The following is a 26431-nucleotide window of genomic DNA, read 5'->3' on the forward strand; positions in this document are numbered from 1 at the left end:
CCGTAGCGAGCCGCGAGGGGCGACGTCAGTTGCGCAGGACGAGGTCCGCGGCGACGTAGTACAGCGCGACGTCGATCTGGTCGAGCGGGACGCCGTGCTTCGCGTGGTACGCCTGGCGGTACAGCTCCAGCTGCAGCATGCGCTCGTCCTTCTCGGCCGGGGTGCGCGGAGCGGCGCCCGTCTTCCAGTCGACGATCTCGATGCGCCCGCCACGGTCCTCGCGCCGGTACACGGCGTCGAGCTTGCAGATGACGATGTGCGGCAGGCCGTCCGGCCCCGTCGTCGTGAAGTCGATCTCGGTCTCGACCTCGATCGGCTGCAGCTGCGCCCACTCCGACGCGAGGAACTTCTCGCGCAGCACTGCCAGCGCGGCGGCATCCTCGACCGAGGCGTCGGTGCCGGACGCGTCGTCGTCGAGCTCCCACAGCGAGTCGTCGAGCGAGCCGCCCAGTCCCGCGCGTCCCGATCGCTGCTCGACCCACGCGTGGAACAGGGTGCCGAGGCGCGTCTGCCGGAACGGCTTCTCGGGCAGCGGGCGGGCGATGCGGGCGAGTGTGCCTTCGAGATCTGCCGCGTACTCCTTGTACCGCGACGCCGGAATGCGGGTCGGAGCCGTGTGCGCCGGCCGCGTGCGGCGCGCGTCGCGCTCGGCGAGCAGCAGCGCGGCCTGCGGGTCGAGTTCTCCGCGCGGCCCGGCGGCCGCCGATGCGACGGCCGCCGCGGCATGCTGCACGGCCGTACGCCGCGAACCGAGCGGGTCGATCGGCCACTGCAGGACGCGGCGCTCGCCCTGGTACGGGTCATCGCCGGCCTCGTCGTCGGGAAGCGGCACGCCGAGCGCTTCCGCGATCTCGGCGTAGAACACGCTGCGGCTGCGGGGCCGCTTGGTGCCCGACCACGAGGCGCCGGTGAGCAGCAGGTGATCGCGGGCGCGCGTGACGGCCACGTACGCCAGGCGACGGTCCTCCTCCAGCTGCCGGGCCCGATTGGCCTCGACGAACGCATCGAGCGCCGCCTTGAGCTCCTGCTGCGTCTGCGCGGACTGCCACGCGAGCGCGGGCAGCCACGCCGAATCCCCGCGGAACGCGTAGGGCAGCACGCCGAAGCCCAGCCACGCCTTGGTGTCGCGCGGCGCACTGGGCAGTTCGTCCTTGACGAGGCGGACGACCGCGACGGCGTCCCACTCGAGACCCTTCGAGCCGTGGATCGTGAGCAGCTGCACGACGTCGTCCTCAGGCGGCTCGGTGCGCGGAGCGAACTCGTCGAGCTGCTCGGCGTGATCGAGCCACGCGAGCAGGCTCGACAGCGAACCCGACTCGTCGGCGGCGAGGAACGCGTGCACCTCGTCCACGAACGCGCGCAGCTGCGCCGACGCCACGCGTGCCGGGCCGCGCGACTCGTTGGCGGCGAGCTCGATGTCGAGGCGCAGCTCGAGCTCGATCAGACGCACGAGCTCGGGGATCGGCATCCCGCTCGCCTGCCGGAGCCCCGCGAACACGGATGCCGCCTCGCGGAGCCGTTCGCGCGCGGCCGGAGTGAACCCCTCGAGCCAGCCGTGGTCGGGCTTCTGGCGCAGTACGAAGTCGAGCGCGTCGACGAGCGAGCCGTCGTCGTCGCCGGCGCTGCCGCGGATCCGCTCGACGACCTCGGGAGCCAGCGGCTGGAGGGCGGCGTCGTGTCGCGCGAGCCGGCGGGCCAGTGCCGCGAGCTCGCGCAGATCCGGCAGCCCGATCGCCCAGCGCGGCCCGGCGAGCAGGCGGATGAGCGCTGAGCCGGCCGACGGGTCGCTGATGACCCGCAGCGCGCACACGACATCCACCACCTCCGGCGTCGACAGCAGTCCGCCGAGCCCGAGGATGCGGTGCGGGATGCCGCGCCGGCCGAGGGCGTCGCCGAAGCGCACCATGTGCTTCTTGCTGCGGAACAGGATCGCGCCGGTCGTGGTGCGTCCCTCGGCGCGGCGCTCGGCCCGCACGCGCGCGAACCACTCCGCGACCCGGTCGGCCTCGGTGTCGAGGTCGCTGTCGAATCCGAGCTCGACCAGTCCGGCGGGGGCACCCGGCCGGGCCCGCAGCTCCTGCACACGCACCGCGGCGGACTCCGCCAGAGGCGCGAGCACGGCGTTCGCCGCCGTCAGGACCGAGGCGCTGTTGCGCCACGAGGTCAGCAGGGCGAATCGGGCGCAGTCGCCGTCGGGCGCGAAGGCGTCGGCGAACCCGCCGAGGTTGCCCGCGCTGGCGCCGCGCCAGCCGTAGATCGCCTGGTGCGGGTCGCCGACCGCCATGACGCCGGTGCCCGCGAACAGCGTGGCCAGCAGGTCGGTCTGGACGACCGAGGTGTCCTGGTACTCGTCGAGCAGCACAACGCGATACCGGTCGCGCAGTTCGTCGGCCACGGCGCGATGGCTGCTGACCACCTCGAAGGCCCCGGCGACCTGGTCGGAGAAGTCGATGACGCCCAGCCGCCGCTTCTCGGCGTCGTACTCGCGGGCGAGGGACGTCAGCATCGCGAGCGCGTCGACCTTGTCGACTGCCTCGGCCACCTCGGCGTAGACGGTCGTGCGCCGGTTCGTCGACGGGAGGTCCCGCACGGCGCGGAACCGCTCCGGGAACGCGGCGAGCGCGTCGAAGTCCACGAGGTTGTCGACGCCGTCGCGCGCGATCCGCAGCGCGGCGTCCACGATGCTGCGCACGGCCTCGCCCCGCGTCTCGAGGCGGGGGTCGTCGGAGGCGAACACGACGCGGCGCATGAGCAGCCATGCGGCGGACTCCGAGAGCACGGCGGCCTCGGCATCGCGTCCGATCCGCAGCGCGTGCTCGCGGACGATCTGGTCGGCGAAGCTGTTGTACGTGGACACCGTCGGCCGGTGCAGCAGCGCGTCGTCGGAGGACTCCTGCGCGACGGCGCCGACCTCCGCCGCCAGCGCGTCCAGCAGCCGGTGGCGCTCGGCGGTGGATCGCGCACCGTCGGCGCCGGACCGCTCGAGCTCGCCGAAGACGTCGAGGCGCCCGGCCTCGGCGAGCGCGGGCAGCGCGGGCAGCAGTCCCCGGCGCTCGAACTCGGCCAGGCGGCCGAGCCGCTTCTGGATCCGCTCGGCCAGCTCTCCCGCCGCCTTGCGGGTGAAGGTGAGCCCGAGCACCTCGTCGCGGCGCACGATGCCGTTCGCCACGAGCCACACCACCCGTGCCGACATCGTCTCGGTCTTGCCGCTGCCCGCGCCGGCGACGACGAGGGCGGGCGACAGCGGTGCTTCGATGACCTCGGTCTGCTCGGCCGTCGGCGGGAACTGGCCGAGGGCGGCGGCGATGACGCGCGCCGGCAGCACCGGGGGCGTCGGGGACGCCTCCACCCGGGCGGTGTTCTGGACGATGGTCACGAGGCGCTCACCGCGCCGATCGTGTGGATGCGGCACAGGCCGTAGGAATGCTCGTCACGGCAGTGCTCCTCGTACGGTGCGGTGAACGATGTGCCCCGCATGACCGAGACGGCGGTGCGGATGCGGCCGACGAAGGCGGCGCGGCGCTCGTCGTCGAACGGTGGCTGCCACGGCGTCGCGTAGTCCGCGCGCGCGGCCGTGGGCCGCAGCACGAGGAGCTTCGCGCCGCCCGGCGCGTAGCCGGCTGCCTCGGGGATCGCGCCCGCCTCGAACGCCAGCTGGTAGGCGGCGAGCTGTGGATTGTCGAGCACCTTGGCGTCGGTCTGCGGCTCGCGCTTGCCCGTCTTGAGGTCCATGATGACGACGGTGCCGTCCGGCGCGAGCTCGACGCGATCGATGTAGCCCGACAGGATCACGCGGTGCTCATCGCCGGGACCGTCTGCGCCGCTGGGCACCGGTTCGCCGCCGCCGGCCGGGTCATCCAGTGGGATGACGACCTCGAAGTGGGGTTCGGCGCCGATGAGCCTGCCGCCGGCGTCGTCGAAGCGCCGCAGGTACAGGTGCAGTCGGCGCACCAGGTCTCGCGCACGGGTCTGCTCGGCCCGGTCGCGCCAGTCGGCTTCGAACGTCAGCTCGCCCCAGCGGGACTCGACCTCCGCCCACAGGGCCGCCTCGTCGTGGCCCGCGGCGTGCTCGAGCGCGGCGTGGATGATCGTGCCGAGGCCCGCCGTCGTGCCGCCGGGATCACCGCCGAGATCGCCGATGACCCAGTTGAGCTCGCACTCCTCCAGCGCGTGCAGCCGCGACGGCGAGACGCGCACGTCCTCCTTCGACAGATCCCGCAGCGGCCCTGTCGAGGTGGGCGCTGCGATGCCGAACCATTCGGCGGGAGCGGCTCCGGGCACCCCCGCCTCCGCCAGCAACACGAGCTGCTGCGCGGCGGTGCGACCGGACGGTGAGAGGTCCCGCTCGCCCGCGCCGGGGCGCGGCGCCGTCGCGGTCAGCGTGCGGCGGTGGCGCGCCACCAGTCCGCGCAGCGAGACCGGGTGGTCGAGCTCGAACGGCTCGGGATCGGGAAGCATCTCGAAGAACACGCTCGGGCCGGTGTCGTCGTCGTCCACGGCCGTCACGACCACCTGCGTCGTCGCGCGCGACAGCGCGCGCGCGAGCAGCCGCAGCTCGTCGTGCATGGCGGCCCGGCGCCGGTCGAAGGCACCGAGGGACTCGCCGTCGGCCCGGGTGGCGGCATCCGCGAGTCGCCAGGTCTCGAGCAGGCTGCCCCGCAGGCGGGTGTTGGGCCACACGGCGTCCTGCATGCCGGCCACCACCACGGTGTCGAACTCCAGGCCCAGCGCACCTGCGGGGGTGAGCACGCGCACGCTGTCGTCGCGCGCCGGGGCGTCCAGACGGTCCTCGGCGACGCCGCTGTCGAGGATCGACCGCACGAACACCCGAGGATCGGCGTCGAGGGAGCGCTCGACGAACCGCTTGGCCGCCTGGAACAGCGCCACGAGCGCGTCCAGGTCGCGGTTCGCCTGCTCGGCGAGAGGGCCGTTGCCGCGTGCGAGCTCGGACCAGGTCCGTTCGAGACCGCTGCGCTCCCACGCCGTCCACAGCAGCTCGTGCGCGGTCGCGCCGCGCGCGAGGTCGTCGCGCAGCACCGCGAGAGTCCGCGCGAGCGCGCCCGCCCGCCGGGCCTCGCGCGTGTCGACGAGGTCGAACTCGAGCGGCTGCGCCATGGCCGACAGCACGAGGTCGCGCCCGGACCGCTCGACACCCGGCATCCGCGTCCCCTCGCCGTCCGGCGCGCCGTCGTCGCCCGCAGCCGAGAGCGCGCGGCGTAGCTCCGCGTGCCGCAATGCCGAGCGCAGGCGGCGGAGCTCGATCACGTCGAGCCTGCCGTAGGTGCCCACGAGCGCCGCCTGCACGTCGTCGAACGTCCAGTCCTCGCGCGAGGCGAGCTCGACCAGTCGCAGCAGGTCGGCGACGGGCCGCAGCGTGCCGAGGGCGAGGCCCGGACCGCTCGACCGTGCGGGCACCTCGCGCGCCGACAGCTCGGCCTCCAGCGCGGCGACCTGCCGTGTGTCGTGGGCGATGACGGCGCACGCGTGCCAGGGCACCCCGTCGTGCACGTGCCGCTCGCGCAGGACGCGGGCGACAGCGTCGTACTCCTCGGCCGGCGATCGCAGCGTCAGCACGCGCACGGAGTCGTCCGGCTCGGCGCCCGCTGCGGCTGCGCGGTGCGCGACCACACCGACCGCGCCGATCCGCTGCGTCACGCGTCCGACCAGCTCGCGCTGCCACGCGGTTCCGCGGTGCCCCTCGGCCAGGACGTGCACGGTGCCCAGCGACGCGGCCAGGCGGGCGAAGTTCTCGGGCGTCGCGCCGCGGAACGACCCCGATCCGACGTCGGGGTCGCCGAAGGCCAGCACCGCCGCGCCGTGCCCCCGCACCGCCTCGATCAGCTCGACGCCACCGAGCGTCAGCTCCTGCGCGTCGTCGACGAGCACGAACCGGACGCGGTCGATCGCGGGGACCCCGGCGACAGGTCGCGCGCGCAGCAGCCCGACGGCCTCGCGCACGAGCCCCGCGGCGTCGCGGTGCGCGCCGCGCATCGCCGCACGCACCTGGAGGTACTCGTCGGCGAACGAGGCGAGCGACGTCCAGGCCGGCAGCCCGAGTCGTTCGCCGAGCTCGCGCAGGCGCGGGGGTTCGATGCCCAGCGTCGTGCACTCGGCGAGGAAGGTGCGCACCTCGGTGCGGAAGCCCGCCGTCGAGCGGATCGCGGGGCCGAGCCACTCCGGCCACCGCGACGGACCGTGCGCCTCGTCCTCGGCGTCGCCGTCGAGCAGGTCGCGGATGATCTGATCCTCGTCGCCGCCGGTGAGCAGCTGCGGCGGGTCGGCGTCGACCGCCACCGTGTGCGCCCGCACCAGCTGGAACGCGTAAGAGGCCACCGAGCGGGCCAGCGGGCCCGCCGTCGCGACGCCCACCGCGAGTCCGAGGCGGTCGCGCAGCACGGTGGCTGTCTGGCGGGACGGCGTCAGCACCAGCACCGAGTCGGCGTCGGCCCCGGCCTCGACGAGGGCGGCGACGCGCGCGACCAGGGTCGCCGTCTTGCCGGAGCCGGGAGCGCCGACGACGACGCCCGACGCGTCGGCCGGCAGCGCGATCACCGCACGCTGGTGCGGATCCGGCACGAACGGCACGGTGGTCTGGCTCCCCGGGGTCACCCTTCGAAGCTAGCGCGAGCAGACGACATCGGCCGTTCGCCCAGAGCGTTCCGGCGACGGGCGGCCGCCCCTCCGCGGTGTCGTAGAGTTGCCATGCGTCCGGGGAGCCTCAGCCTCGCACCGAGCAACCATCGCCCCGCGCAGGAGGTCAGTCACGTGGAGATCCGCATCGGCATCGCGAACACCGGCCGCGAGCTCAACTTCGAGACGAACGAGCCCGCTGCCGACGTCAAGAAGTCCATCGCCGCCGCCCTCGACGCCGGAGCCACGCACGTGACGTTCGCCGACGCCAAGGGCAACTCGTACATCGTCCCGACCGCAGGCCTCGCGTACGTCGAGCTCGGCTCCGAAGAGTCGCGCCGCGTCGGCTTCGTCGCCTGATCCGCAGCCATGCAGATCCTCATCGCGTTCATCGTCGGCGCGGTCGTCGGCATCGGCATCCACTTCCAGCTGCACCAGCGGCTCACACGCGGCGTCGCGCTGGCGCCCATGATCGGCGCCGTCTCGGCCGGCGCCGCGTGGACGCTGCTCACGTGGCTCGGCGTCGGCATCGACACGCCGTGGCCCTGGCTGGCCGCCCTCATCGTCCCCGCGGTCGTCACCTACCCGGCAATCCTCATCACGTCGCGCGTGCGCGTCGCCCATGACGCCCGCGAGAAGGCGCGCCTCGGCATCGGCTGAGACGCCCGCGAACGACACAGATCCGGGATGCCGCGAGCCGCGGCATCCCGGATCTCTTCGTCTCAGGCGGCCAGGGCCATGGCGTCCATGCGGCGCGAGTGCGCGGCCATCAGCTCGGTGAAGACGGGCTCGACCTTCGCCTCGACGGCGGAGCCCACCGTCATGGGGCGCAGCGCAGCGCGTGCGATGAGGAGGGTGTCTCCGACGAGGCGGCGTCCCCACAGCGCGAGCAGCGACTTCCATTCCGGATCGCTCGCGATGGTGTCGGCGAGGATCTCGACGATCGCCTGACGGTCCGAGTCCGCCTGGAGGATGCGCGCGACCCGTCGCCCGGTCTCGGCGTAGCTGGCCGACAGCGCGAGGTAGAAGTCGTCCAGCATGCCCGCCGTGATGTGCACCGAGAGCATCGTCTCCTGCGGCCGCACGCCGTGGGTCGCCACGCGGAACGCGTCCAGCGGCTCGCGGAACGGCCGCATCAGCTCGGTCGGGTCGTCGCCGCGCTCGCGGATAAGGGCCACGAGCGCCTCGTGCTTGGTCAGCGCCGCGCCGGCGGCCCGGGCCACCGCCTCCTTCTCGGCGAGCTCCGGCAGGGTCTGGATGAGCTCCGTGAGGGTCTCGAAGTAGCCGAGCTGCAGGTACGCGGCCTGACCGAGGAACGTGTCGATGTCGGGAGCGAGCTCCTCGAAGTCGACGCGGTCGGCGCCGCCGAGGTCGCCGCGCGAGCGCAGCTGGAGCTTGCGCTCCGCGCCGCGGCGCTGCCAGAACCACTTGACCATGTACGAAGCCTAAGTGCTCGTCCGGGCGTCCTCCGGTATCGTGGTCTCGGCCCCGGCGTCGGATCGGGGCGCCCGCGCCTGTGGGAAAGAAGGGCGTGGATCGCACTTCCGCCCGCGCGGACGGCCTCGAGAAGGCCGGTTCCAGCGCCCGGGCACGAAACCAGGCAGCATCCCACTGCCGGACAGGCACACATCGTGACGACCTTCGCCGATCTCGGCGTCGATCAGGACATCGTCGACGCACTCTCTGCAAAGGGCATCGTCGACGCGTTCCCCATCCAGGAGCAGACGATCCCCCTCGGGCTTCCGGGGCAGGACATCATCGGACAGGCCAAGACCGGCACTGGCAAGACCTTCGGGTTCGGCATCCCGGTCGTCCAGCGTCTCGGCGCCGACCCCGCGCCGGGCGTCAAGGCGCTCATCGTGGTGCCGACGCGCGAGCTCGCCGTCCAGGTGTACGAGGACATGGACATGCTGACCTCGAACCGCTCGACGAGCGTCGTCGCCATCTACGGCGGCAAGGCGTACGAGGGCCAGATCGACCAGCTCAAGGCGGGCGCGCAGATCGTGGTGGGCACGCCCGGCCGCCTCATCGACCTCAATAACCAGCGTCTGCTCGATCTGTCGCACGCGACGGAGGTTGTGCTCGACGAGGCCGACAAGATGCTCGACCTCGGCTTCCTCCCCGACATCGAGAAGATCTTCTCGAAGGTCCCCGCCGTACGGCACACGCAGCTCTTCTCGGCCACGATGCCCGGCCCGATCGTCGCGCTGGCGCGCCGGTTCATGTCGAACCCGATCCACATCCGCGCCACCGACCCCGACGAGGGCCTCACGCAGGCGAACATCCGCCACCTCGTCTACCGCGCGCACTCGCTCGACAAGGACGAGGTCATCGCCCGGATCCTGCAGGCCGAAGGCCGCGGCAAGACGGTCATCTTCACGCGCACCAAGCGGGCGGCGCAGAAGCTCGTCGACGAGCTGAACGACCGCGGCTTCAACGCCGGCGCCGTCCACGGCGACATGAGCCAGGAAGCGCGCGAGCGCTCGATGGCCGGGTTCAAGGCCGGCAAGAAGGACGTCCTCATCGCGACCGACGTCGCCGCGCGCGGCATCGACGTCGACGACGTCACCCACGTCATCAACCACACGATCCCCGACGACGAGAAGACGTACCTGCACCGCGCCGGCCGCACCGGCCGCGCCGGCAAGACGGGCATCGCCGTCACGTTCGTCGACTGGGAGGACCTGCACAAGTGGGCCCTCATCAACCGCGCGCTCGAGTTCGGCCAACCGGAGCCCGTCGAGACCTACTCGTCGAGCCCTCACCTGTACTCCGACCTCGACATCCCCGCCGGTACGAAGGGCCGCATCGCCACGGCGCCCAAGACGCAGGCCGTGCGCGTCCAGCCGGAGAAGGCCGCGGATGCCGCAGCCGCGGCAGAGAACGACGGTCAGGGCACCACGCGCCGGCGTCGTCGCCGCCGCTCCGGCGGATCGGCCGAGCGCGTCGGCTCGACGTTCGAGGCCGCGGAGGCGGGCGCCAAGCCCGCCGGCGAGCAGTCCGCGCAGGCCGACGGGGAGCGCGGCGCGGAGGGCGCCGGAACGCACGACGGCGGCGGCAAGGAGCACCACGACGGGCGCCCCGCACCGCGTCGTCGCCGACGCCGGCGCGGCGGTGCGGGCGGCGGCGCCGCTCCCGCGGGCGCCTGAAGCGCGATGTGAGGTCGCGGCTCCGACATTCAGCGTTCTTTCAGCGCTAATGTGAGGGCCACGCGGCGGGATGCCGCGACTCTCATCGACGAAAGGCATACCGTGCGATTCATCGAAAACGCCGTGCCCATCAGCTACGAGTACCAGGGCTTCTGGGGCTCGTTCTGGGACATCATCTGGTGGTTCCTCTGGATCTTCTTCTTCATGGCGTACCTGTTCGCGCTGTTCGCCGTGATCGGCGACCTGTTCCGCGACCACAAGCTGAACGGCTGGTGGAAGGCCGTGTGGATCATCTTCCTGATCTTCGTGCCGTTCCTGACGCTGCTCGTCTACCTCATCGCGCGCGGCAGCGGCATGGCCCAGCGCAGCGCGAAGGAGGCGTCCGAGCTGCAGAGCGCCCAAGACGCGTACATCAAGTCGGTCGCGGGCGGCGCCGCCAGCCCCGCCGATGAGATCGCGAAGGCGAAGTCGCTGCTCGACGCCGGCACGATCACGCAGGCCGAGTACGACGCGCTGAAGGCCAAGGCGCTGGGCTGAGTCCGCGCCGAACGCCCGGTCGCGGCATCCGCGTCCACGCGAGCGCCCCCGTCCGCCCTCACGGGTAGACGGGGGCGCTTCCCGTTGCGCGTTCGATGATGCGGGCGACCATGTCGTCGCTGGTGGTGTGCTCGCCCGGCTGGTTCGGCTTGCCGAGGCCGTGATAGTCGCTGGAGCCGGTCACGATGAGGTCCCGCTCGCGGCACAGGTCCCGCAGCGTCTGCAGCCCCGGCTCGCGGTTCTCGCGGTGGCCGAGCTCGAAGCCCGCGAGACCGGCGTCGAGCATGCGCTGCAGCAGCTTCGCCGGCAGCAGGCCGGCGCGTCCCGCCGGGTGCGCGATGACGGGCACTCCCCCGGCGCCCGTCACGAGCGCGACGGCCGTGACCGGGTCGGGCGCGTACAGCGCGACGTAGTAGTCGCCGCCAGGACTGAGGATGCCCGCGAACGCCTCGGCGCGGTCGCGGACGAGGCCTCGCGCCACGAGCGCGTCGGCGATGTGGGGGCGCCCGACGGTGGCCCCGTCGGTGGTCTGCTCGAGGATGTCGTCCCACACGAGGTCGTAGTCCCGAGCGATGCGGTCGGCCATGAGACGGGCGCGGTCCAGTCGCGACGACCGGATGCGCTCCGTCATCGCCCGCAGCTCGGGATCGTCGGGGTCGGGCAGGTACGCCAGCACGTGGACGCTGCGCCATTCGTGGCGGGCCGACAGCTCCATCCCCGGCAGGAACGTCATGTCGAGGGATGTCGCCGCCTCGGCCGCCTCGGCCCAGCCCGCGGTCGTGTCGTGATCGGTGAGGGCTGCCGTGCGCACGCCGTGGCGGTGCGCGGAGGCCATCACCTCCGCGGGCGGCTGGGTGCCGTCGGAGTGAGCCGAGTGCAGGTGCAGGTCGCTCGGACCCTCGAAGCGCTGCGTCGTCGGCATCCTCCGAGCGTAGCGCGGCGATACCAGGCAACACGCGGTGCGGCGCTGACCGATCTCCCAGCCAGGGCGCATAGAGTCGCGGCTGTGCTGCGCCTGCTCGGGATCCTCGTCACGGTGCTGTGCGCCATGGCGGTCGCCGTGCTCACGTGGCCGGGCTTCTTCCGGGTCGAGCGGGTGTACCCGATCGCGCAGCTGGTGTCCTTCCGCGGCGTGATGGTGCTCGCGTTCGCCGCCGCCGTGGTCCTGATGCTGCTGCTCGCGATCGCCCGCCCGATCCGTCCTCTCGCCTTCGCGCTGGCTGTCGTGGCGGCGGTGGGCCTCGTCGGCAACGGCGCCGTCGTCGCCTCGCGCGGCGGGATGGGCACCGATCCGCTGCCCGCGAAGACCGCGTCGAGCGTGCGCGTCATGACGTGGAACACCGCGGGCCCCGCGACCTCGCCCGAGTCGATCGCGAAGATCGCTGTGGCGATGGATGCCGACATCGTGGCGCTGCCCGAGACGACGATCGAGACGGGGGCCGCGGTGGCCGTCGCGATGCGCGACCTCGGGCACCGCATGTGGGCCCATCACGCGCAGGACCCCTCGACGGAGTGGGACGCGGGTTCGACGACGCTGCTCATCTCGCCGGACCTCGGCGAGTACTCCGTCATCGAGTCCTCGGCCGACGGCACGAGCAACACGTCGACGGTGCCGAGCGCCGTGGCGATGCCGGTCTCGGGCGACGGCCCCATCGTTGTGGCCGCGCACGCCGTGGCGCCGCGCAAGGCGTACATGGACGACTGGCGCGACGATCTGCAGTGGCTCGCCGACCAGTGCGGCGACGGCAACGTCATCATGGCGGGCGACTTCAACGCGACGGTCGACCACATGTCGGGTCTCGGCATCGACGGCGCGACGCTCGGCCATTGCACCGACGCCGCGGTCGAGACGGGCAACGGAGCCCTGGGCACGTGGGCGACCGATGTGCCGGCGATCCTCGGCGCCCCGATCGACCACATCATGGCCTCGGAGCAGTGGCGGGCGACGGGTTCGATCGTGCTGCGCTCGCTCGACGGCTCGGGATCCGACCACCGGCCGCTGATCGTCCAGTACGAGCCCGCCGGCTGACGCACGCGCCCGCGCGGCGGCCTGCCCCGCATGCGAGACTGGACGCATGAGCACCGCAGCCAGCGAGGCGTCCGCGGGCGCCACGAGCACCGCAGAGACGCACACCTCGACCAGCACGAACCGCCGCCAGCCGTTCGGCCAGGGATTCCTCGACACGATCTCGACCGGCTGGGCCGAGCGGCCCGATCAGGCGCCCCCGGCGCGTGACCAGGCGCCGTTCGCCGCCGCGCGCCGTGAGGCCGTGTCGGCCGCGTTCCCGGGCAAGCGGATCGTCGTCCCGGCGGGCGAGCTCAAGCAGCGCAGCAACGACACCGACTACCCGTTCCGCGCCCACTCGGCTTTCGCTCATCTCACCGGATGGGCCTCGGACGCCGAGCCCGGAGCCGTTCTGGTGTTCGAGCCGCTCGCGACGGGCGGCCACGACGTGACCCTCTACTTCCGCGAGCGCGCCGACCGCACCACGAGCGAGTTCTACTCCGATGCCTCGATCGGCGAGTTCTGGATCGGCCCGCGTCCCGCCCTGGACGGCGTCGCCGCGGATCTCGGCCTGGCCACCGCGCACGTGGACGACTTCGAGCCGCGCGACGGCGACCTCGTGGTCGACGAGGACGACGACCTGACGCGCTTCGTCTCGGAGCTACGCCTCGTGAAGGACTCCTACGAGATCGCCCAGATGGAGCTCGCCGTGCAGGTCACGGCGAGGGGCTTCGACGACATCGTCGCGAACCTGCCCGCGATCATCGAGCACCCGCGCGGCGAGCGCGTCGTCGAGGGCGTGTTCCACCAGCGCGCGCGCAGCGACGGCAACGCGGTGGGCTACGACACGATCGCCGCATCGGGCCCGCACGCCTGCTATCTGCACTGGACGCGCAACGACGGGGCCGTGGTGCCCGGCGACCTCATCCTCATCGACGCCGGCGTCGAGGTCGACAGCCTCTACACCGCCGACATCACGCGCACCCTTCCGGTGAGCGGCACGTTCACCGACATCCAGCGCAAGGTGTACGAGACGGTGCGCGAGGCGGCCGACGCCGCGTTCGCCGCGGCCCAGCCGGGGGTCAAGTTCCGGTCCGTGCACGAGGCGGCGATGCAGGTCATCGCGACGCGGGTCGCCGAGTGGGGCCTCCTCCCGGTCACCGCCGAAGAGGCCCTCGACGCCGACCGCGGCGGTCAGCACCGCCGCTACATGGTGCACGGCACGAGCCACCATCTCGGCGTCGACGTGCACGACTGCGCACAGGCGCGGCGCGACATGTACTACGACGGTCTGCTCGAGCCCGGCATGGTCTTCACGATCGAGCCGGGGCTGTACTTCCAGATCGACGACCTGACCGTGCCCGAGGAGTACCGCGGCATCGGAGTGCGCATCGAGGACGACATCCTCATGACCGCCGACGGTCCGGTCAACCTCTCCGCCGGCATCCCCCGCACCGCCGACGAGGTCGAGGCCTGGATCGCCCGCGGCCGCGCCTCGAACTGAGCACCGTGACGTACACGCCTCCCCCGTCCTTCACGACGCGTCCGACGCTCACGGGCACGTTCGGCATGTCCGCGTCGACCCACTGGCTCGCGACCGCGACGGCCCAGGCCGTGCTCGAGCGCGGCGGCAACGCGTTCGACGCGTCGGTCGCCGCCGCATTCGTCCTCCATGTGGTCGAGCCGCACCTGAACGGACCGGGCGGTGACCTCGTCGGCATCTTCCAGACAGCGGATGCCGCCGGCCCGACGGTCCTGATGGGCCAGGGCCCCGCCCCCGCCGCGGCGACGATCGAGCATTACCGCGGCGAGGGCCTCGACCTCGTGCCGGGCGCCGGCGGGCTGGCTGCCGCCGTGCCGGGCGCCGTCGACGCGTGGCTGCTGCTGCTGCGCGACCACGGCACGTGGGAGCTCGCCGACGTGCTCGCGTACGCGATCGGCTACGCGCGCGACGGCCACCCGCTGGTCGCCGGCGCGGCAGCCACGATCGCGCGCGTCGCCGACCTGTTCCGCGAGGACTGGACGACCTCGGCGGCACTCTGGATGCCGGACGGCGAACTCCCTGCGGCCGGGCGGATCATGCGCAACCCCGCGTACGCGGACGTGCTCGACTCACTCGTCCACGCGTCGTGCACCGTGCGCGACGACGGCCCGGTCGGGCGCGCGGCCCGCATCGATGCCGCGCGCACGGAGTGGCGGACGGGGATCGTCGCGCACGAGGCATCCGCGTTCCTCGCACAGCCTCACCGGCACTCGGGCGGCAGCACCCACGCCGCCGTCATCACGGCCGACGACTTCGCCGCGTTCGAGGCGGGCTACGAGCCGCCCGTGACGCGCGAGTTCCGCGGACGCACCATCGCCAAGGCCGGCGCGTGGACGCAGGGCCCCGCCCTGCTGCAGGTGCTCGGCATGCTCGACCCCCTCGACGACGACCTGCTCGACCCGTCGCAGGAGGCGGGCGCGCACACGATCCTCGAGGCGCAGAAGCTCGCGTACGCCGATCGCGACGCATGGTTCGGCGACGCCGACGTGGACCTCGAGACCCTCCTCGACGAGGACTACCTGGCCGAGCGCCGCGGTCTCATCGACGACCGCGCGTCAGCAGAGTTCCGGCCGGGCGGGCTCCCCGGCCTGACGCCCTTCCGTCCGCCGCTGCGCACGTCGTACGACGCGCCTGCCGTCGGAACCGGCGAGCCGACGGTCGCCAAGACCGGAGAGACCCGCGGCGACACCTGCCACCTGGACGTGATCGACCGCTGGGGCAACATCGTGTCGGCCACGCCGTCCGGTGGCTGGCTGCAGTCCTCGCCGACCATCCCCGCGCTCGGGTTCTGCCTGGGCACCCGCCTGCAGATGACGTGGCTCGAACCGGGCCACGCCTCGTCGCTCGTCCCGGGGAAGCGGCCCCGCACCACGCTCACTCCGACGCTGGTGCTCCGCGACGGGCGCCCGGAGTTCGCGATCGGGTCCCCCGGCGGCGACCAGCAGGACCAGTGGCAGCTGCTGGCCCTGCTGCGCATCATCGTCGGCGGCTACACGCCGCAGCAGGCGATCGATGCGCCCGCGCTGCACACCAGCGCACTGCCCGAGTCGTTCTGGCCGCGCACCTGGAGTCCCGCCGGCGCCGTGGTCGAGAACCGGCTCGGCGACGACGTCATCGCCGGCCTCGAACGCCGCGGACACGTCGTGACCCGCGCCGGTGACTGGGCGCTCGGCCGCGTCTCGGCCGCAGGACGGGATGCCTCGGGCGTGCTGTGGGCCGCCGCGAACCCCCGCGGCATGCAAGGCTACGCCGCAGGCCGCTGAGCAAGGCTACGCCGCAGGCCGCTGAACCGGCGGGCCGACGTAGCGCGCCGACGGGCGGATGATCTTCGGGTCCGCGGCCTGCTCCAGGATGTGCGCGGTCCACCCGATCGTGCGGGCGATCGCGAAGGTCGGCGTGAGCATCTCGCGGGGCAGTCCGCACTGCTCCATCACGATCGCTGCCCAGAACTCGACGTTCGCGTGGAGCTCGCGTCCGGGCTTCGCCTCGGCGAGCAGGCGCTCCGCCGTCCGTTCGAACTCCGCGGCGAGCGCGACGCGCGGTCCGCCGAGGCCCTGCGCGACGCGCTTCATCAGCTGCGCACGCGGATCGGCGGTGCGGTACACGGCGTGCCCGAAGCCCATGAGCCGTCGGCCCGCGGCCAGCTCGCCTCGGATCCACGGCTCGATCCGGTCCGACGTGCCCACGGCATCGAGCCCGTCGAGCGCCCGCGCCGGCGCCCCGCCGTGCAGCGGGCCGGTGAGCGCGCCGAGCGCCCCGGTCAGGCATGCCGCGACGTCCGCACCTGTCGACGCGATGACCCGTGCGGTGAATGTCGAGGCGTTGAAGCCGTGGTCCATCACCGAGACGAGATACGCCGTGAGCGCCCGTTCCACGGCGGGCGTCGGCACGACGCCCGTCACCTGGTGCAGGTACTCGCCCACCACTCCTCGTCCCGCCAGGGCCGGCAGCGGCTCCTCGCCGCGGGAGCGTCGCCAGAGCGCCGCCACGAGAGGTGCCGTGACGGCGGCCATCGTGACGGCGTCCGCCTCGCGGGCGGCGGGATCGCTGTCGTAGAGGGGACGGATGCCGCGCCTCGCGGCCAGCAGCGGCCAGGCGGCCGCCAGCCCGGCCAGCACGTCCGGAGTCAGGCGCGCGACCGCCGTGCCGACAACATCGATGTCCCGCCCCGCGTCCGCCGCCGCGGCACGGACGCGAGTCCGGAAGGCCGTGGCGGAGGCCTCGGTCGGGGCCTCGCCGGTCACGAGCAGCTGCCAGGCGTCCTCGAACGTGGCCGTCTCGGCGAGCTCGACCGCCGACCGGTCGCGGTACTGGTAGAAGCCCTCGCCCCCGCGCACATCGCCCACCGTCGTCTCGGCGACGACGACGCCCGCGAGCCCGCGCGGCACGTCGATCGTCGGTTTCGTGGCATCCATCTCGGTCTCCGTCCCGCGCGTCCCTCACGCGCTACAGTCAGTGTCGGAACTTGATCCTCGTTTCGTCAATCTTGATCGGATCAACCTCATGACCGAGCTCCCCCGACTGACCGCGGCGCAGGCCGCCGCCCGACTCGGCGTCAAACCCGAGTCGCTGTACGCCTACGTCTCGCGGGGACTGCTGTCGCGCGAGCGCGACGCGTCGGGGTCGTCGTTCGATCCCCTGGAGGTCGAGGCCTTCGCGCTGCGACGCCGCCGCGTGGCGCCGCGCGCGGTGGAGCCGTCCGGCGGCGGCATGCCGCTCATGGTGCTCGACACCGCCCTGGCGCACATCGAGGACGATGAGCTCTTCTTCCGCGAGCGATCCGCGGCGCGGCTCGCCCGCGAGTCCACTTTCGAGGAGGTCGTCCGGTGGCTGTGGGCTGTCACCGAGTTCCGCGGCCCGGACGACGCGGATCTCGCCCGCGCGCGCCGCACCGTCGCCACGCTCGGCGATGCGGCGACGCCGCTGGACCGCCTGCTGGCAGCCCTGACGGCCTTCGCGAGCACCGACCCGCTGCGCGACGACTCTTCCGCCGACGCGATGACGCGGGCCGGCGCAAGGCTGCTCCGGGGGCTGCCCGCCGCCCTCGCCGATGCGGCCGGGCCCGGCGAGTCGATCGCCGCGACACTGTGGCGCGCATTGGCAGGGCGCCCGCGCGAGGGCGGCGCGCGTCTTGTGGATGCCGCGCTCGTGCTCGTCGTCGACCACGACCTCGCGGTGTCGACGCTCGCGGCCCGAGTGGCGGCATCCGCCCGCGGCTCGGCGTACGCGATCGTCACCGCCGCGCTCGGCGCGTTCGACACGCCGCTCCACGGCCACGCCAGCAGGGGCGCCGCACGGATGCTCCGCGCCGTGCAGGCCGGAGAGCCCCCGGCGTCGGCGATCGCGAGCGCGGTGCGCGACGGAGGTCGCGGCATCCCCGGCTTCGGGCAGGCGCTGTATGCCGGCGGCGACATGCGCGCCGTCGTGCTGCGGGAGCTGCTGGCCACGGCGCCGGGCGGCGACGAGGTCGTCGGCGTGGTGGATGCCGTCACCGCCGAGGTCGCGCGGCACGCCGACGCGCGTCCGAACCTCGACCTCGCGCTGGCCGCCCTCGCACTGTGGGGCGACATGGACGACGATGCCGGCGCGGTCGTCTTCGCGATCGGCCGCCTCGCCGGCTGGATCGCCCACGCCGTCGACGAGTACGCGCAGACGCCGATGCGGCTGCGGCCGCGCGGGCGCTACGTCGGACCGCCTGCGGCCGGCTGACCCCTCAGGCCGCGACCGCCCGCATCCACGCCACCACTGCGGGCGCGAGATCGGCCGCGACGTCGGGCGCGGGGCGTTTGAGCCCCTTCACCTCGAACGAGTGCCCGCCGCCGTCGATCCACGCGACGTCGGCGGTGCGGCACGACGCGACGGCCGCCTCAAGCTGCGCGTGCGGGTCGATGAACGGGTCGTTCGTCCCTTCGACGAACAGCTGCGGCTGCGGGACGTCGGGGAGGTGCTCCACGCGCGGCTTGTCGGGTCGGCCGGGCGGATGCAGCGGATAGCCGAGGTACACGAGACCGGCAGGCTCGATGACGCCCTCGGCGGCCGCCATCGAAGCCATGCGTCCCCCATACGACTTGCCTGCCGCGAACACCGGCAGCCCCGCCGCCCGTTCGCGCACGACGGCGTCGACCGCCGCCCACGTCGCGATCGCGTGCGCGGCGGGACCCGGCATCCGCCGTCCCTGCTCGACGTACGGGAAGTTGAATCGCACGGTCGCGACGCCCTGACGCGTGAGAGCGCCGGCGAACCCGAGGAGGAAGGGATGCCGGTACCCGGCGCCAGCCCCGTGCGCCACCGCCGCGAACGCCCAGGGGTTCGCCGGCACCTCGAACTCGGCCGGCACCTCGACCGGACCGGTCGGCAGGACGACCGCGATGCGGGCGGAGTCCGCGGGTGTGCTCACGCCGAGTCGTTCTCGCGGGGCGGCGTTCGGCTGCCGCTGTCGTCCTCACCCGGGGACTCAGGCGCTGCCTCCGGAGCCTCGGCGGCCGGGGCGCTCGTGGGCGCGGCATCCGTCGACGACGCCACACGCTCGCCGTACTTGGGCGGCTCTGTGGGCTGAGGAGCTGGAGCGGCAGGAGCCGGAGCGGACGGGACGGGGGACGACGGGGCCGCAGACCTCGACAGCGGGCCCAGCACCTGGCGGGCGCGCTGCACGCTGTTCTGTGCGACGGTCACCTCGTAGTGGTCGGCCAGCACCTGCATGACGGACGCGTAGTCGCGGCGACGGCGGACGAAGGAGTACGCCACGATGCTCATGAGCATGCCGATGGCGATGCCGACGAAGAGCACACCCACGAAGGCCTGGATCGGCACCGAGGGCGACCCGATCACGAGGATCGCCGAGAAGAGCAGCCCCAGCAGGATGCCGTTCACCGCCCCCGATCGTGCCGCCGAGGCGTACCCCAGCCGGCCGGTGATGCGTTCGATCGAGCGCAGGCCCTGTCCGACGATCGCGATGTCGCGCGCCGGGATGTCGGCCGCGATCAGCGATGACACCGCCTTCTGCGCCGCCTCGTACGTCGGGAAGTCGGCCACCGTCTGACCGACGGCATCCGAACCCTGCGGGAAGCGTCCTCCCATCATGGTCATCTCCCCATCCTCCCACGGCACGCGGACTACGCTGGGACGTGTGAGCACGCAGAGGGTTTTCGTCGCGCGCCTGTCCGGGTGCTCGGTCTTCGACCCCGCCGGCGATCGTCTCGGCAAGGTCCGCGACGTCGTCGTCATCTACCGAAAAGACGACCCGCCCCGCGTGATCGGACTGGTCGTCGAGATCCCCGGCCGGCGCAACGTGTTCGTGTCCATCGGGCGCGTCACGTCGATCGCCACCGGCCAGGTGATCACGACCGGCCTCATCAACGTGCGCCGCTTCCAGCAGCGCGGCGGCGAGGTCCGCGTCATGGCCGAGATGATCGGCCGCAAGGTCTTCCTCGCGGACGGCTCCGGCACCGCAGTCATCGAGGACGTGGCGATCGAGCGCAACCGGCTCGGTGAGTGGGACGTCGGCCAGCTTTTCCTGCGCAAGCCCAAGACCAGCGCGTCGCCGTTCGCGAAGGGTCCGACGACGTTCGCCGCGTGGGACGACGTGCGCGAGCGCCAGGTGCCCGGAGAGGCGCAGTCGGCCGAGCAGCTCGTCGCCACCTACTCGGAGCTGCGCCCCGCCGACCTCGCCAACACGCTGCTCGATCTTCCCGAGGAGCGCCTGCTCGAGGTCGTCGAGGAGCTCCCCGACGACCGCCTCGCCGATGCCCTCGAAGAGATGCCCGAAGAGGAGCAGGTGCACATCCTCGAGGCGCTCGACGACGAGCGCGCCGCCGACATCCTCGACGCGATGGAGCCCGACGACGCGGCCGACGTGCTGGGCCAGCTGCCCGAGGACCAGCGCGAAGAGCTGCTCGAGCTGATGGAGCCCGAAGAGGCGGAGGACGTCCGCGCGCTGCTGAAGTACGGTCCCGACACGGCCGGCGGCCTCATGACGAGCGAGCCCATCGTGCTGTCGGCCGACGCGACCATCGCCGAGGCGCTCGCCCTCATCCGCCGTCATGAGCTGCACCCCGCGTTGGCGGCGGCCGTGTTCGTGACGCTTCCGCCCTACGAGACGCCGACGGGGCGTCTGCTGGGCACCGTGCACTTCCAGCGCATGCTGCGCTACCCGCCGCACGAGCGGCTCGGCGCGATCATCGACGACACGCTCGACCCGGTGCCGGCGACGGCTTCGGCAGCCGAGGTGGCGCGCCTGCTGGCGTCGTACAACCTCGTGTCGCTGCCGGTCGTCGACCCCGCGCACCGTCTGGTCGGCGCGGTGAGCGTCGACGATGTGCTCGACTACCTCCTTCCGGAGGACTGGAGATCTCAGGATGCCGCCGATGAACGCGCGGCGGCCGAGACCGTCCCCACGACCACGGCGAGCACGCCGTTTCTCGGCAAGCCGTTCGGCGCAGGCAGGAGGCGCTGATGGCACGCACGACCCGCCAGCCGGCGCTCGACGCGCCCCGCGGCCGCTCGGGCATGCTGCAGCGCGGCCCGCAGCAGCAGTCCAGCGACCGCTTCGGGCGCTTCTCCGAGGCGTTCGCCCGTGCGATGGGAACCTCGGGGTTCCTCATCGGCATGACGATCTTCGTGGCGGTGTGGCTGTGCTGGAACATCTTCATGCCGCCGCAGCTGCAGTTCGACCCGGCAGCGACCAACTTCACGCTGCTGACGCTGATCCTCTCGCTTCAGGCGTCGTACGCCGCTCCCCTCATCCTGTTGGCGCAGAACCGGCAGGATGACCGCGACCGCGTCCAGATCGAGCAGGACCGCCAGCGCGCCGAGCGCAATCTCGCCGACACCGAATACCTCGCCCGCGAGGTCGTGGCGCTGCGCATGGCGGTCAACGAGTTCTCGGAGCAGGTGCTCACGCGCGACATGCTGCGGGCGGAGCTCCGTTCCCTGCTCGACAAGCTCGACACTCCCGAGGTCGAGGGCGGCACCGCACGATGACAGGTGCATCCCTCGCGGACGCCGTCCGCGCGGCGGTCGGCGCGGTCTCGGACCCCGAGCTGCGGCGGCCGATCGGTGAGCTCGACATGGTGCGCGACATCTCCGTCGACGCCGGCGTCGCCCACGTCGCCATCGCCCTGACGATCGTGGGCTGCCCGGCCGCCGATCGCATCGCCGCCGATGTCACGGTGGCTGCGGCATCCGTCCCCGGCGTCGCCGACGTCGCGCTCGAGGTGGGCGTCATGACGCCGGCCGAACGGCACGCGCTGACCGAGCGCCTGCGCGGCGGGCGCTCGCGCGAGATGCCCTTCGGGCCGGGCACGCTCACGCGCGTCATCGCGGTCACCAGCGGCAAGGGCGGTGTCGGCAAGTCCACCGTGACGGCCAACCTCGCCGCAGCCCTCGCCGCGCGCGGCCTCGCGGTGGGACTCATCGACGCCGATGTGCACGGCTTCTCGATCCCCGGTCAGCTCGGACTCGTCGACCCCGACGGCGGAGTGCCGCAGCCCACGCGCGTGGACGACCTCATGCTGCCGCCCGTCGCGCACGGCGTGAAGGTCATCTCGATCGGCATGTTCCTCCGCCGCGCCGACGGCGACGCCGCGCCGCTGGGCGCGGTCGCCTGGCGCGGGCCGATGCTGCATCGCACGGTGCAGCAGTTCCTCACGGACGTGTACTTCGGCGACCTCGATGTGCTGCTCCTCGACATGCCGCCCGGGACCGGCGACGTCGCGATCTCGGTGGGTCAGCTGCTCCCCAACGCGGAGGTGCTCGTCGTCACGACGCCGCAGACCGCGGCGTCCGACGTCGCTGTGCGCAGCGGCCTCGTGGCGCGGCAGACCGGCCAGAAGGTGATCGGCGTCGTCGAGAACATGGCGGCCATGGCCCTGCCCGACGGCACGGTCCTCGATCTGTTCGGCGCCGGCGGAGGTGCTGCCGTCGCGGCCGCACTCTCCGCGTCCGGCGACGACGTCCCGCTCCTGGCGTCGGTGCCCCTCAGCCCGGTGCTGCGAGGGGACGCGGATGCCGGCATCCCGGCCGTTCTCGCGCACCCCGACGACCCGGCGGCGCGGGCGATCACCGAGGTCGCCGACGCCGTCGCGCGCGCGCCGCGAGGGCTCGCCGGGCGACGTCTGCCGTTCCGCCCGCGCTGACGCGCGGTCTGCGGGGCGGGCTCAGGTGGCCTCGTCGTCGTACGGCGGAGGACCGTCGAGGCCGCGGAACGTCGCACGCGGCGCCGGATCCGGGGCGGCGACAGCAGTCGCCGTCGCGGCGGCCGCCGCGCGCGGCGCGACCGGGGCGTCATCGAGCAGCGCCTCGCGGATGATGCGGCGGGGATCGTACTGGCGCGGATCGAGCGTGCGCCAGTCGACGTCGTCGAAGTCCTCGCCCATCTCGTCGCGCACGCGCGTGCGCGCGGTCGACACCCACTCCCGCGCGCGCTTGGTCAGGGTCGCCAGCGACTCCGCGTAGCGAGGAAGGCGCTCAGGCCCCAGGATGAGCGCAGCGACGACACCGATCAGCAGCAGCTTCTCGATGGTGAGGCCGAAGATCATGACATCAGGTTACCGCCGTGCCTGCTCCGCCAGCGCCGCGGGGCCGCGTAGGCTGGCGGGCGGAGGATTCGCATGGGAGAGCAGAACGCGAACCAGCGGTTCGTCGACGAAGCCACGAGTGAGCCCGATCACATCGCGGCGGCGCGCGCTCACGCGCTCGAACTCGGCGCCGCTCCGGTGAGCCCGGCGATCGGCGCGCAGTGCGCCGTCATCGCCGCGGCGTCGCAGGCGCTCAACATCGTCGAGATCGGCACCGGCGCCGGGGTGTCGGGACTGTGGCTGCTGCACGGCTCGCCGCGCGCGACGCTCACCACGATCGACAAGGAGCCCGAGCACCTGGGCGCGGCGCGTCAGGCCTTCTCGGACGCGCGGATCCCGGTCGCACGCGCCCGGTTCATCACCGGTCGGGCATCCGAGGTCCTGCCCCGCATGAACGAGGCGTCGTACGACATCGTGCTCGTGGATGCCGATCCCGAGGGCGTCATCGAGTACGTCGAGCACGGGCTGCGCCTGGTGCGGGCCGGCGGGACGGTCCTCGTGCCCCGCGTGCTCGCCGGAGGCGCGGTCGCCGACCCTGTCCGCCGCGACGCGGTGACGACGTCGTACCGCTCGCTCATCCAAGAGACGCAGGCCTCCCCCGCGGTCATCGGCGCCCTATCCATCACCGGCGAAGGACTCCTCCAGCTCACCACGGTCCCCGCGGCCTGAGATCGAGATCGCGCGCCGCGCCGAGACGCCGAAAGGCCGGTCCGAAGACCGGCCTTTCGGGACGATGCGACTTACGCGGCGTTGACGACGCCACCCAGAACGTCGTAGAGCTCTTTAGCCTCAGCGTCGTTCACGGAGACGACCAGACGGCCCCCACCCTCGAGCGGCACCCGCACGATGATGAGTCGGCCCTCCTTCACGGCCTCCATCGGCCCGTCTCCGGTTCTCGGCTTCATGGCTGCCATTGCGGCTCCTTTACATCGATGGTCTGCCAGGCAAGTTTATCGTGAGGGCGCTGACACCGGGGTACGCATGTGGAAAGCGGCATCCGTTTTCTCCTGATCACGGCACCTGCCAGGCCGTGTTCCCGAGGGCGTACATGTTGTAGATCCACCACCACTGGCCCAGAAGGCACGCCACGAGCACGCCGATCCGCCACACGCGGGATCGCGGTACGGCGAAGGCGCCCCACAGCGGCGACAAGGGCACGAGCAGCCGGAAGATGCTCGACTGGGGAAAGAACACGAGCAGCAGGTAGAACAGGTAGCTGGCGCTCCACAGCCGGATCTCGACGCCCAGTCGTCTCACCTGCGGCAGGAACAGCGCGCACGCGAGCGCGACCAGGCCCACCCCCACGGCGATGTAGCCCCACACGACCGGCAGGCCCCACATGGTGCCGAACCAGAACTCGATGCCGGCGGCGAACGCGTCGAAGGGCGCGAAGCTCGCATCGCCCGGGATCCAGTTGCGCCGCCACGCCAGTTCGGTGGACAGATACGCGCCGGGATCGCCGGTCACCCACCCCGCGATCACCTGCCACGCGAAGCCCGACGCGGCGGCGAGCAGGCCGAGGGCGACGATGTGCACGACCTCGCTGCCGCCCAGCGGCTCGGTGCGCCGACGGAACCACCGCCACACGCCGAAGAGCGCCAGGAACAGCGCGAACGCGAGCACGCCGGGCCGCGTGAAGGCCATGAGCGGGATCAGCAGATAGAGCCAGCCGTACCGGCGACGCATCACGCACCACAGGGCGCAGAAAAGCCACAGCAGGCCGAGGGTCTCGGCGTAGCCGACCTGGAACAGCGCCGCCAAGGGCCCGCAGGCGAAGAACAGCACCGCCCACGTCGCTGCCGAGTCATCGAGCCGCAGGCGCAGCAGCCGGTAGAGGACGAGGGATGCCGCGTACCCGGCCACCAGCGAGACGATCACGGCGCCGGCGGCCCACTGCCCGAACGGCACCGACACCCACTGCGAAAGATACGGGTAGATCGGCAGGAACGCCCACGCGTTCTCGGCGACCTGCCCGGTCTCGGTGAGCGGCAGCTCGGACGGATACCCGGAATAGCCGATCAGCCAGTACCAGTTGCCGTCCCACGCCACGATGGTCGACGCGAGGTTCGCGTCGGGGCCCATCCGGCTCCCGAAGCCCGACAGTTCGACCGCGAGCACCAGGAACAGCGTCGTGACCAGCCGGGCGGCGACGTAGATGACGGCGATGCGCACCGCGGTCCGCGCGGGATGGGCAGGTGGCGCGGCGACGGGCGCGGCCGCAGTCGCGTCGGCCATGAGACCTCAGCTGCCGGCGAGCCAGGCCCGCAGGCCCTGCTCGACCGCCTCGATCTGCGCGATCGGCACGCGCTCCTCGTCATGGTGCGCGAGGCTCGGGTCGCCGGGGCCGTAGTTGACAGCGGGGACGCCGAGCGCACTGAACCGCGCCACGTCGGTCCAGCCGTACTTGGGCCGCGGCTCGGCCGCGACGGCGGCCAGGAACTCCTGGGCGAGCGGGGCGTCCAGCCCGGGACGGGCACCGGCCGCCCCGTCGACGACCTCGACGTCGAACCCGGCGAACACGTCGCGCACGTGTCGTTCGGCCTCGTCGAGCGTACGGCTGGGTGCGAAGCGGTAGTTCACCTCGACCTCGCACAGATCGGGGATGACGTTGCCCGCGACACCGCCGCGGATGCGCACGGCGTTGAGCCCCTCGCGGTACACGAGTCCCTCGACGGGCACCTCGCGCGGCCGGTACTCGGCGAGCCGCGCGAGAACGGGCGCGGCCTTGTGGATGGCGTTCTCGCCGACCCAGGCGCGCGCGCTGTGGGCGCGGACGCCGTGCGTGCGCACGATCGCGCGCAGATTGCCGTTGCACCCACCCTCGACGGCGCCGTTGGACGGCTCGCCCAGGATGGCGAAGTCGCCCTCGAACAGGTCCGGGCGCGTCCGCGCCAGACGTGTCAGCCCGTTGAGATCGGCGTCGACCTCTTCGTGGTCGTACCACATCCACGTGATGTCGACACGGGGAGCGACGAGTTCGGCGGCGAGCTTCAGCTGCACGGCGGTTCCCGCCTTCATGTCGACCGTGCCGCGGCCCCAGACCACGGGCACGCCGTCGACCTCGAGGTCGCGCGTCGGCAGGTTGCCGTTGATCGGCACCGTGTCGATGTGGCCGGCGATCACGACCCGCTGCGGGCGTCCGAGATCCGTGCGCGCGACGATCGTGTCGCCGTCGCGGTAGACCTCCAGGTGCGGCAGAGCCGAGATCGCGTCATGGATGGCATCGGCCAGAACCCGCTCATCACCGGAGACGCTGGGGATGTCGCAGATGTTCCGCGTGAGGTCGACGGAGGACACGGTGAGATCGAGCGACGCCATTGTTCGAGTCTACCCAGCGCGCTCCAGCCCCTTTCGCCGCAGTGGTGGGTTAACGCGGAATGGCCACCCAGGGTGTGGGTGGCCATTCCGTGAATGGGTGTCCGGCGGTGTCCTACTCTCCCACAGGGTCTCCCCTGCAGTACCATCGGCGCTGAGAGGCTTAGCTTCCGGGTTC

23 protein-coding genes and 1 rRNA gene are annotated in these 26431 nt (G+C 72.6%); 12 read left to right on the forward strand and 12 right to left on the reverse strand.

Features of this window, described 5'->3' with window-relative positions; genetic code table 11:
• Positions 1-25: 25 nt before the first annotated feature.
• Both JNB62_RS05820 and JNB62_RS19545 read right to left on the reverse strand, forming a co-directional pair.
• Entirely contained in the window at positions 26-3376 is a 3351-nt protein-coding gene (locus JNB62_RS05820; RefSeq protein ID WP_374450427.1) for an ATP-dependent DNA helicase, read from the reverse strand.
• A complete protein-coding gene (locus JNB62_RS19545) occupies positions 3373-6609 on the reverse strand; it encodes an ATP-dependent helicase (RefSeq protein ID WP_220299914.1) in 3237 nt (1078 codons plus the stop codon). The genes JNB62_RS05820 and JNB62_RS19545 overlap by 4 nt, the downstream gene beginning before the upstream one ends.
• A gap of 156 nt (positions 6610-6765) precedes the next feature.
• Here JNB62_RS19545 and JNB62_RS05830 point away from each other — a divergent pair, with 156 nt between their 5' ends.
• A complete protein-coding gene (locus JNB62_RS05830) occupies positions 6766-6990 on the forward strand; it encodes a DUF3107 domain-containing protein (protein WP_018171265.1) in 225 nt (74 codons plus the stop codon).
• A gap of 9 nt (positions 6991-6999) precedes the next feature.
• Complete coding sequence (locus JNB62_RS05835; protein ID WP_220299915.1) at positions 7000-7290, forward strand: hypothetical protein; 291 nt, start codon at positions 7000-7002, stop codon at positions 7288-7290.
• 62 nt (positions 7291-7352) lie between these two features.
• On the opposite strand, the gene JNB62_RS05840 is transcribed toward JNB62_RS05835, so the two are convergent.
• Positions 7353-8066 (reverse strand): ferritin-like fold-containing protein, encoded by a 714-nt coding sequence (locus JNB62_RS05840; RefSeq protein WP_220299916.1) that lies wholly within the window; start codon positions 8064-8066, stop codon positions 7353-7355.
• A gap of 195 nt (positions 8067-8261) precedes the next feature.
• Between JNB62_RS05840 and JNB62_RS05845 the strand changes: the two genes are divergently transcribed.
• Together JNB62_RS05845 and JNB62_RS05850 are read left to right on the forward strand one after the other, a co-directional pair.
• Positions 8262-9779, forward strand: a complete 1518-nt coding sequence (locus tag JNB62_RS05845) for a DEAD/DEAH box helicase (RefSeq protein ID WP_220299917.1) — start codon at positions 8262-8264, stop codon at positions 9777-9779.
• Positions 9780-9881: 102 nt separating this feature from the next.
• Complete coding sequence (locus JNB62_RS05850; RefSeq protein WP_220299918.1) at positions 9882-10316, forward strand: SHOCT domain-containing protein; 435 nt, start codon at positions 9882-9884, stop codon at positions 10314-10316.
• 58 nt (positions 10317-10374) lie between these two features.
• Here the strand turns inward: JNB62_RS05850 and JNB62_RS05855 are convergent, their stop codons facing one another.
• Entirely contained in the window at positions 10375-11238 is an 864-nt protein-coding gene (locus JNB62_RS05855) for a PHP domain-containing protein (protein ID WP_220299919.1), read from the reverse strand.
• Positions 11239-11322: 84 nt separating this feature from the next.
• On the opposite strand from JNB62_RS05855, the gene JNB62_RS05860 reads away from it, so the two are divergent.
• From JNB62_RS05860 to JNB62_RS05870, 3 genes are read left to right on the forward strand one after another with little or no spacing between them, the layout of a single operon-like run.
• Entirely contained in the window at positions 11323-12345 is a 1023-nt protein-coding gene (locus JNB62_RS05860; protein WP_220299920.1) for an endonuclease/exonuclease/phosphatase family protein, read from the forward strand.
• A 46-nt stretch (positions 12346-12391) separates the two neighbouring features.
• Positions 12392-13825, forward strand: a complete 1434-nt coding sequence (locus JNB62_RS05865) for an aminopeptidase P family protein (protein ID WP_220299921.1) — start codon at positions 12392-12394, stop codon at positions 13823-13825.
• A 5-nt stretch (positions 13826-13830) separates the two neighbouring features.
• Positions 13831-15627 (forward strand): gamma-glutamyltransferase family protein, encoded by a 1797-nt coding sequence (locus tag JNB62_RS05870; protein ID WP_220299922.1) that lies wholly within the window; start codon positions 13831-13833, stop codon positions 15625-15627.
• Positions 15628-15633: 6 nt separating this feature from the next.
• Here the strand turns inward: JNB62_RS05870 and JNB62_RS05875 are convergent, their stop codons facing one another.
• Positions 15634-16779 (reverse strand): citrate synthase, encoded by a 1146-nt coding sequence (locus tag JNB62_RS05875; protein WP_220299923.1) that lies wholly within the window; start codon positions 16777-16779, stop codon positions 15634-15636.
• A gap of 88 nt (positions 16780-16867) precedes the next feature.
• Between JNB62_RS05875 and JNB62_RS05880 the strand changes: the two genes are divergently transcribed.
• Positions 16868-18073 (forward strand): citrate/2-methylcitrate synthase, encoded by a 1206-nt coding sequence (locus JNB62_RS05880; RefSeq protein ID WP_220299924.1) that lies wholly within the window; start codon positions 16868-16870, stop codon positions 18071-18073.
• A gap of 4 nt (positions 18074-18077) precedes the next feature.
• Here the strand turns inward: JNB62_RS05880 and JNB62_RS05885 are convergent, their stop codons facing one another.
• Both JNB62_RS05885 and JNB62_RS05890 read right to left on the reverse strand, forming a co-directional pair.
• Positions 18078-18761, reverse strand: a complete 684-nt coding sequence (locus JNB62_RS05885) for an alpha/beta hydrolase family protein (protein WP_308291733.1) — start codon at positions 18759-18761, stop codon at positions 18078-18080.
• Positions 18758-19450 carry a general stress protein gene (locus JNB62_RS05890; protein ID WP_220299925.1) on the reverse strand — a complete coding sequence of 231 codons (693 nt, stop codon included), beginning with the start codon at positions 19448-19450 and terminating at the stop codon, positions 18758-18760. The genes JNB62_RS05885 and JNB62_RS05890 overlap by 4 nt, the downstream gene beginning before the upstream one ends.
• A 40-nt stretch (positions 19451-19490) precedes the next feature.
• Between JNB62_RS05890 and JNB62_RS05895 the strand changes: the two genes are divergently transcribed.
• From JNB62_RS05895 to JNB62_RS05905, 3 genes are read left to right on the forward strand one after another with little or no spacing between them, the layout of a single operon-like run.
• Positions 19491-20816: a magnesium transporter MgtE N-terminal domain-containing protein gene (locus JNB62_RS05895; protein ID WP_220299926.1), complete on the forward strand. Its 1326-nt coding sequence runs from the start codon at positions 19491-19493 to the stop codon at positions 20814-20816.
• Positions 20816-21343: a DUF1003 domain-containing protein gene (locus tag JNB62_RS05900; RefSeq protein WP_220299927.1), complete on the forward strand. Its 528-nt coding sequence runs from the start codon at positions 20816-20818 to the stop codon at positions 21341-21343. Before JNB62_RS05895 ends, JNB62_RS05900 begins: the two co-directional genes overlap by 1 nt.
• Positions 21340-22497: a P-loop NTPase gene (locus JNB62_RS05905; RefSeq protein WP_220299928.1), complete on the forward strand. Its 1158-nt coding sequence runs from the start codon at positions 21340-21342 to the stop codon at positions 22495-22497. The genes JNB62_RS05900 and JNB62_RS05905 overlap by 4 nt, the downstream gene beginning before the upstream one ends.
• 21 nt (positions 22498-22518) lie before the next feature.
• Here the strand turns inward: JNB62_RS05905 and JNB62_RS05910 are convergent, their stop codons facing one another.
• Positions 22519-22899, reverse strand: a complete 381-nt coding sequence (locus JNB62_RS05910) for a Sec-independent protein translocase TatB (RefSeq protein WP_220299929.1) — start codon at positions 22897-22899, stop codon at positions 22519-22521.
• 72 nt (positions 22900-22971) lie between these two features.
• Between JNB62_RS05910 and JNB62_RS05915 the strand changes: the two genes are divergently transcribed.
• Positions 22972-23607 carry an O-methyltransferase gene (locus JNB62_RS05915; protein WP_220299930.1) on the forward strand — a complete coding sequence of 212 codons (636 nt, stop codon included), beginning with the start codon at positions 22972-22974 and terminating at the stop codon, positions 23605-23607.
• A gap of 71 nt (positions 23608-23678) precedes the next feature.
• Here JNB62_RS05915 and JNB62_RS05920 read toward each other — a convergent pair whose 3' ends face one another.
• The 4 genes from JNB62_RS05920 to rrf form a co-directional block, all read right to left on the reverse strand.
• Positions 23679-23852, reverse strand: coding sequence for a DUF3117 domain-containing protein (locus tag JNB62_RS05920; RefSeq protein ID WP_019179788.1), 174 nt, complete (start codon positions 23850-23852; stop codon positions 23679-23681).
• Between the two features lie 97 nt (positions 23853-23949).
• Complete coding sequence (locus tag JNB62_RS05925; RefSeq protein ID WP_220299931.1) at positions 23950-25173, reverse strand: hypothetical protein; 1224 nt, start codon at positions 25171-25173, stop codon at positions 23950-23952.
• 6 nt (positions 25174-25179) lie between these two features.
• On the reverse strand, positions 25180-26256 hold the full coding sequence (gene dapE / locus JNB62_RS05930) for a succinyl-diaminopimelate desuccinylase (RefSeq protein WP_220299932.1): 1077 nt from the start codon (positions 26254-26256) through the stop codon (positions 25180-25182).
• A 99-nt stretch (positions 26257-26355) separates the two neighbouring features.
• Positions 26356-26431 (reverse strand): 5S ribosomal RNA (gene rrf / locus JNB62_RS05935); the annotation flags it as partial.

Origin of the sequence: Microbacterium jejuense (genome assembly GCF_019511665.1) — a bacterium.
In the GTDB taxonomy this organism is placed as follows: domain Bacteria; phylum Actinomycetota; class Actinomycetes; order Actinomycetales; family Microbacteriaceae; genus Microbacterium; species Microbacterium jejuense_A.

Coding starts and splice junctions, on each gene's coding strand:
- JNB62_RS05835 (WP_220299915.1), top strand. CDS start 7,000: ATGCAGATCCTCATCGCGTTCATCGTCGGCGCGGTCGTCGGCATCGGC.
- JNB62_RS05840 (WP_220299916.1), bottom strand. CDS start 8,066: ATGGTCAAGTGGTTCTGGCAGCGCCGCGGCGCGGAGCGCAAGCTCCAG.
- JNB62_RS05855 (WP_220299919.1), bottom strand. CDS start 11,238: ATGCCGACGACGCAGCGCTTCGAGGGTCCGAGCGACCTGCACCTGCAC.
- JNB62_RS05865 (WP_220299921.1), top strand. CDS start 12,392: ATGAGCACCGCAGCCAGCGAGGCGTCCGCGGGCGCCACGAGCACCGCA.
- JNB62_RS05875 (WP_220299923.1), bottom strand. CDS start 16,779: ATGGATGCCACGAAACCGACGATCGACGTGCCGCGCGGGCTCGCGGGC.
- JNB62_RS05880 (WP_220299924.1), top strand. CDS start 16,868: ATGACCGAGCTCCCCCGACTGACCGCGGCGCAGGCCGCCGCCCGACTC.
- JNB62_RS05890 (WP_220299925.1), bottom strand. CDS start 19,450: ATGACCATGATGGGAGGACGCTTCCCGCAGGGTTCGGATGCCGTCGGT.
- JNB62_RS05900 (WP_220299927.1), top strand. CDS start 20,816: ATGGCACGCACGACCCGCCAGCCGGCGCTCGACGCGCCCCGCGGCCGC.
- JNB62_RS05905 (WP_220299928.1), top strand. CDS start 21,340: ATGACAGGTGCATCCCTCGCGGACGCCGTCCGCGCGGCGGTCGGCGCG.
- JNB62_RS05910 (WP_220299929.1), bottom strand. CDS start 22,899: ATGATCTTCGGCCTCACCATCGAGAAGCTGCTGCTGATCGGTGTCGTC.
- JNB62_RS05915 (WP_220299930.1), top strand. CDS start 22,972: ATGGGAGAGCAGAACGCGAACCAGCGGTTCGTCGACGAAGCCACGAGT.
- JNB62_RS05920 (WP_019179788.1), bottom strand. CDS start 23,852: ATGGCAGCCATGAAGCCGAGAACCGGAGACGGGCCGATGGAGGCCGTG.
- JNB62_RS05925 (WP_220299931.1), bottom strand. CDS start 25,173: ATGGCCGACGCGACTGCGGCCGCGCCCGTCGCCGCGCCACCTGCCCAT.
- dapE (WP_220299932.1), bottom strand. CDS start 26,256: ATGGCGTCGCTCGATCTCACCGTGTCCTCCGTCGACCTCACGCGGAAC.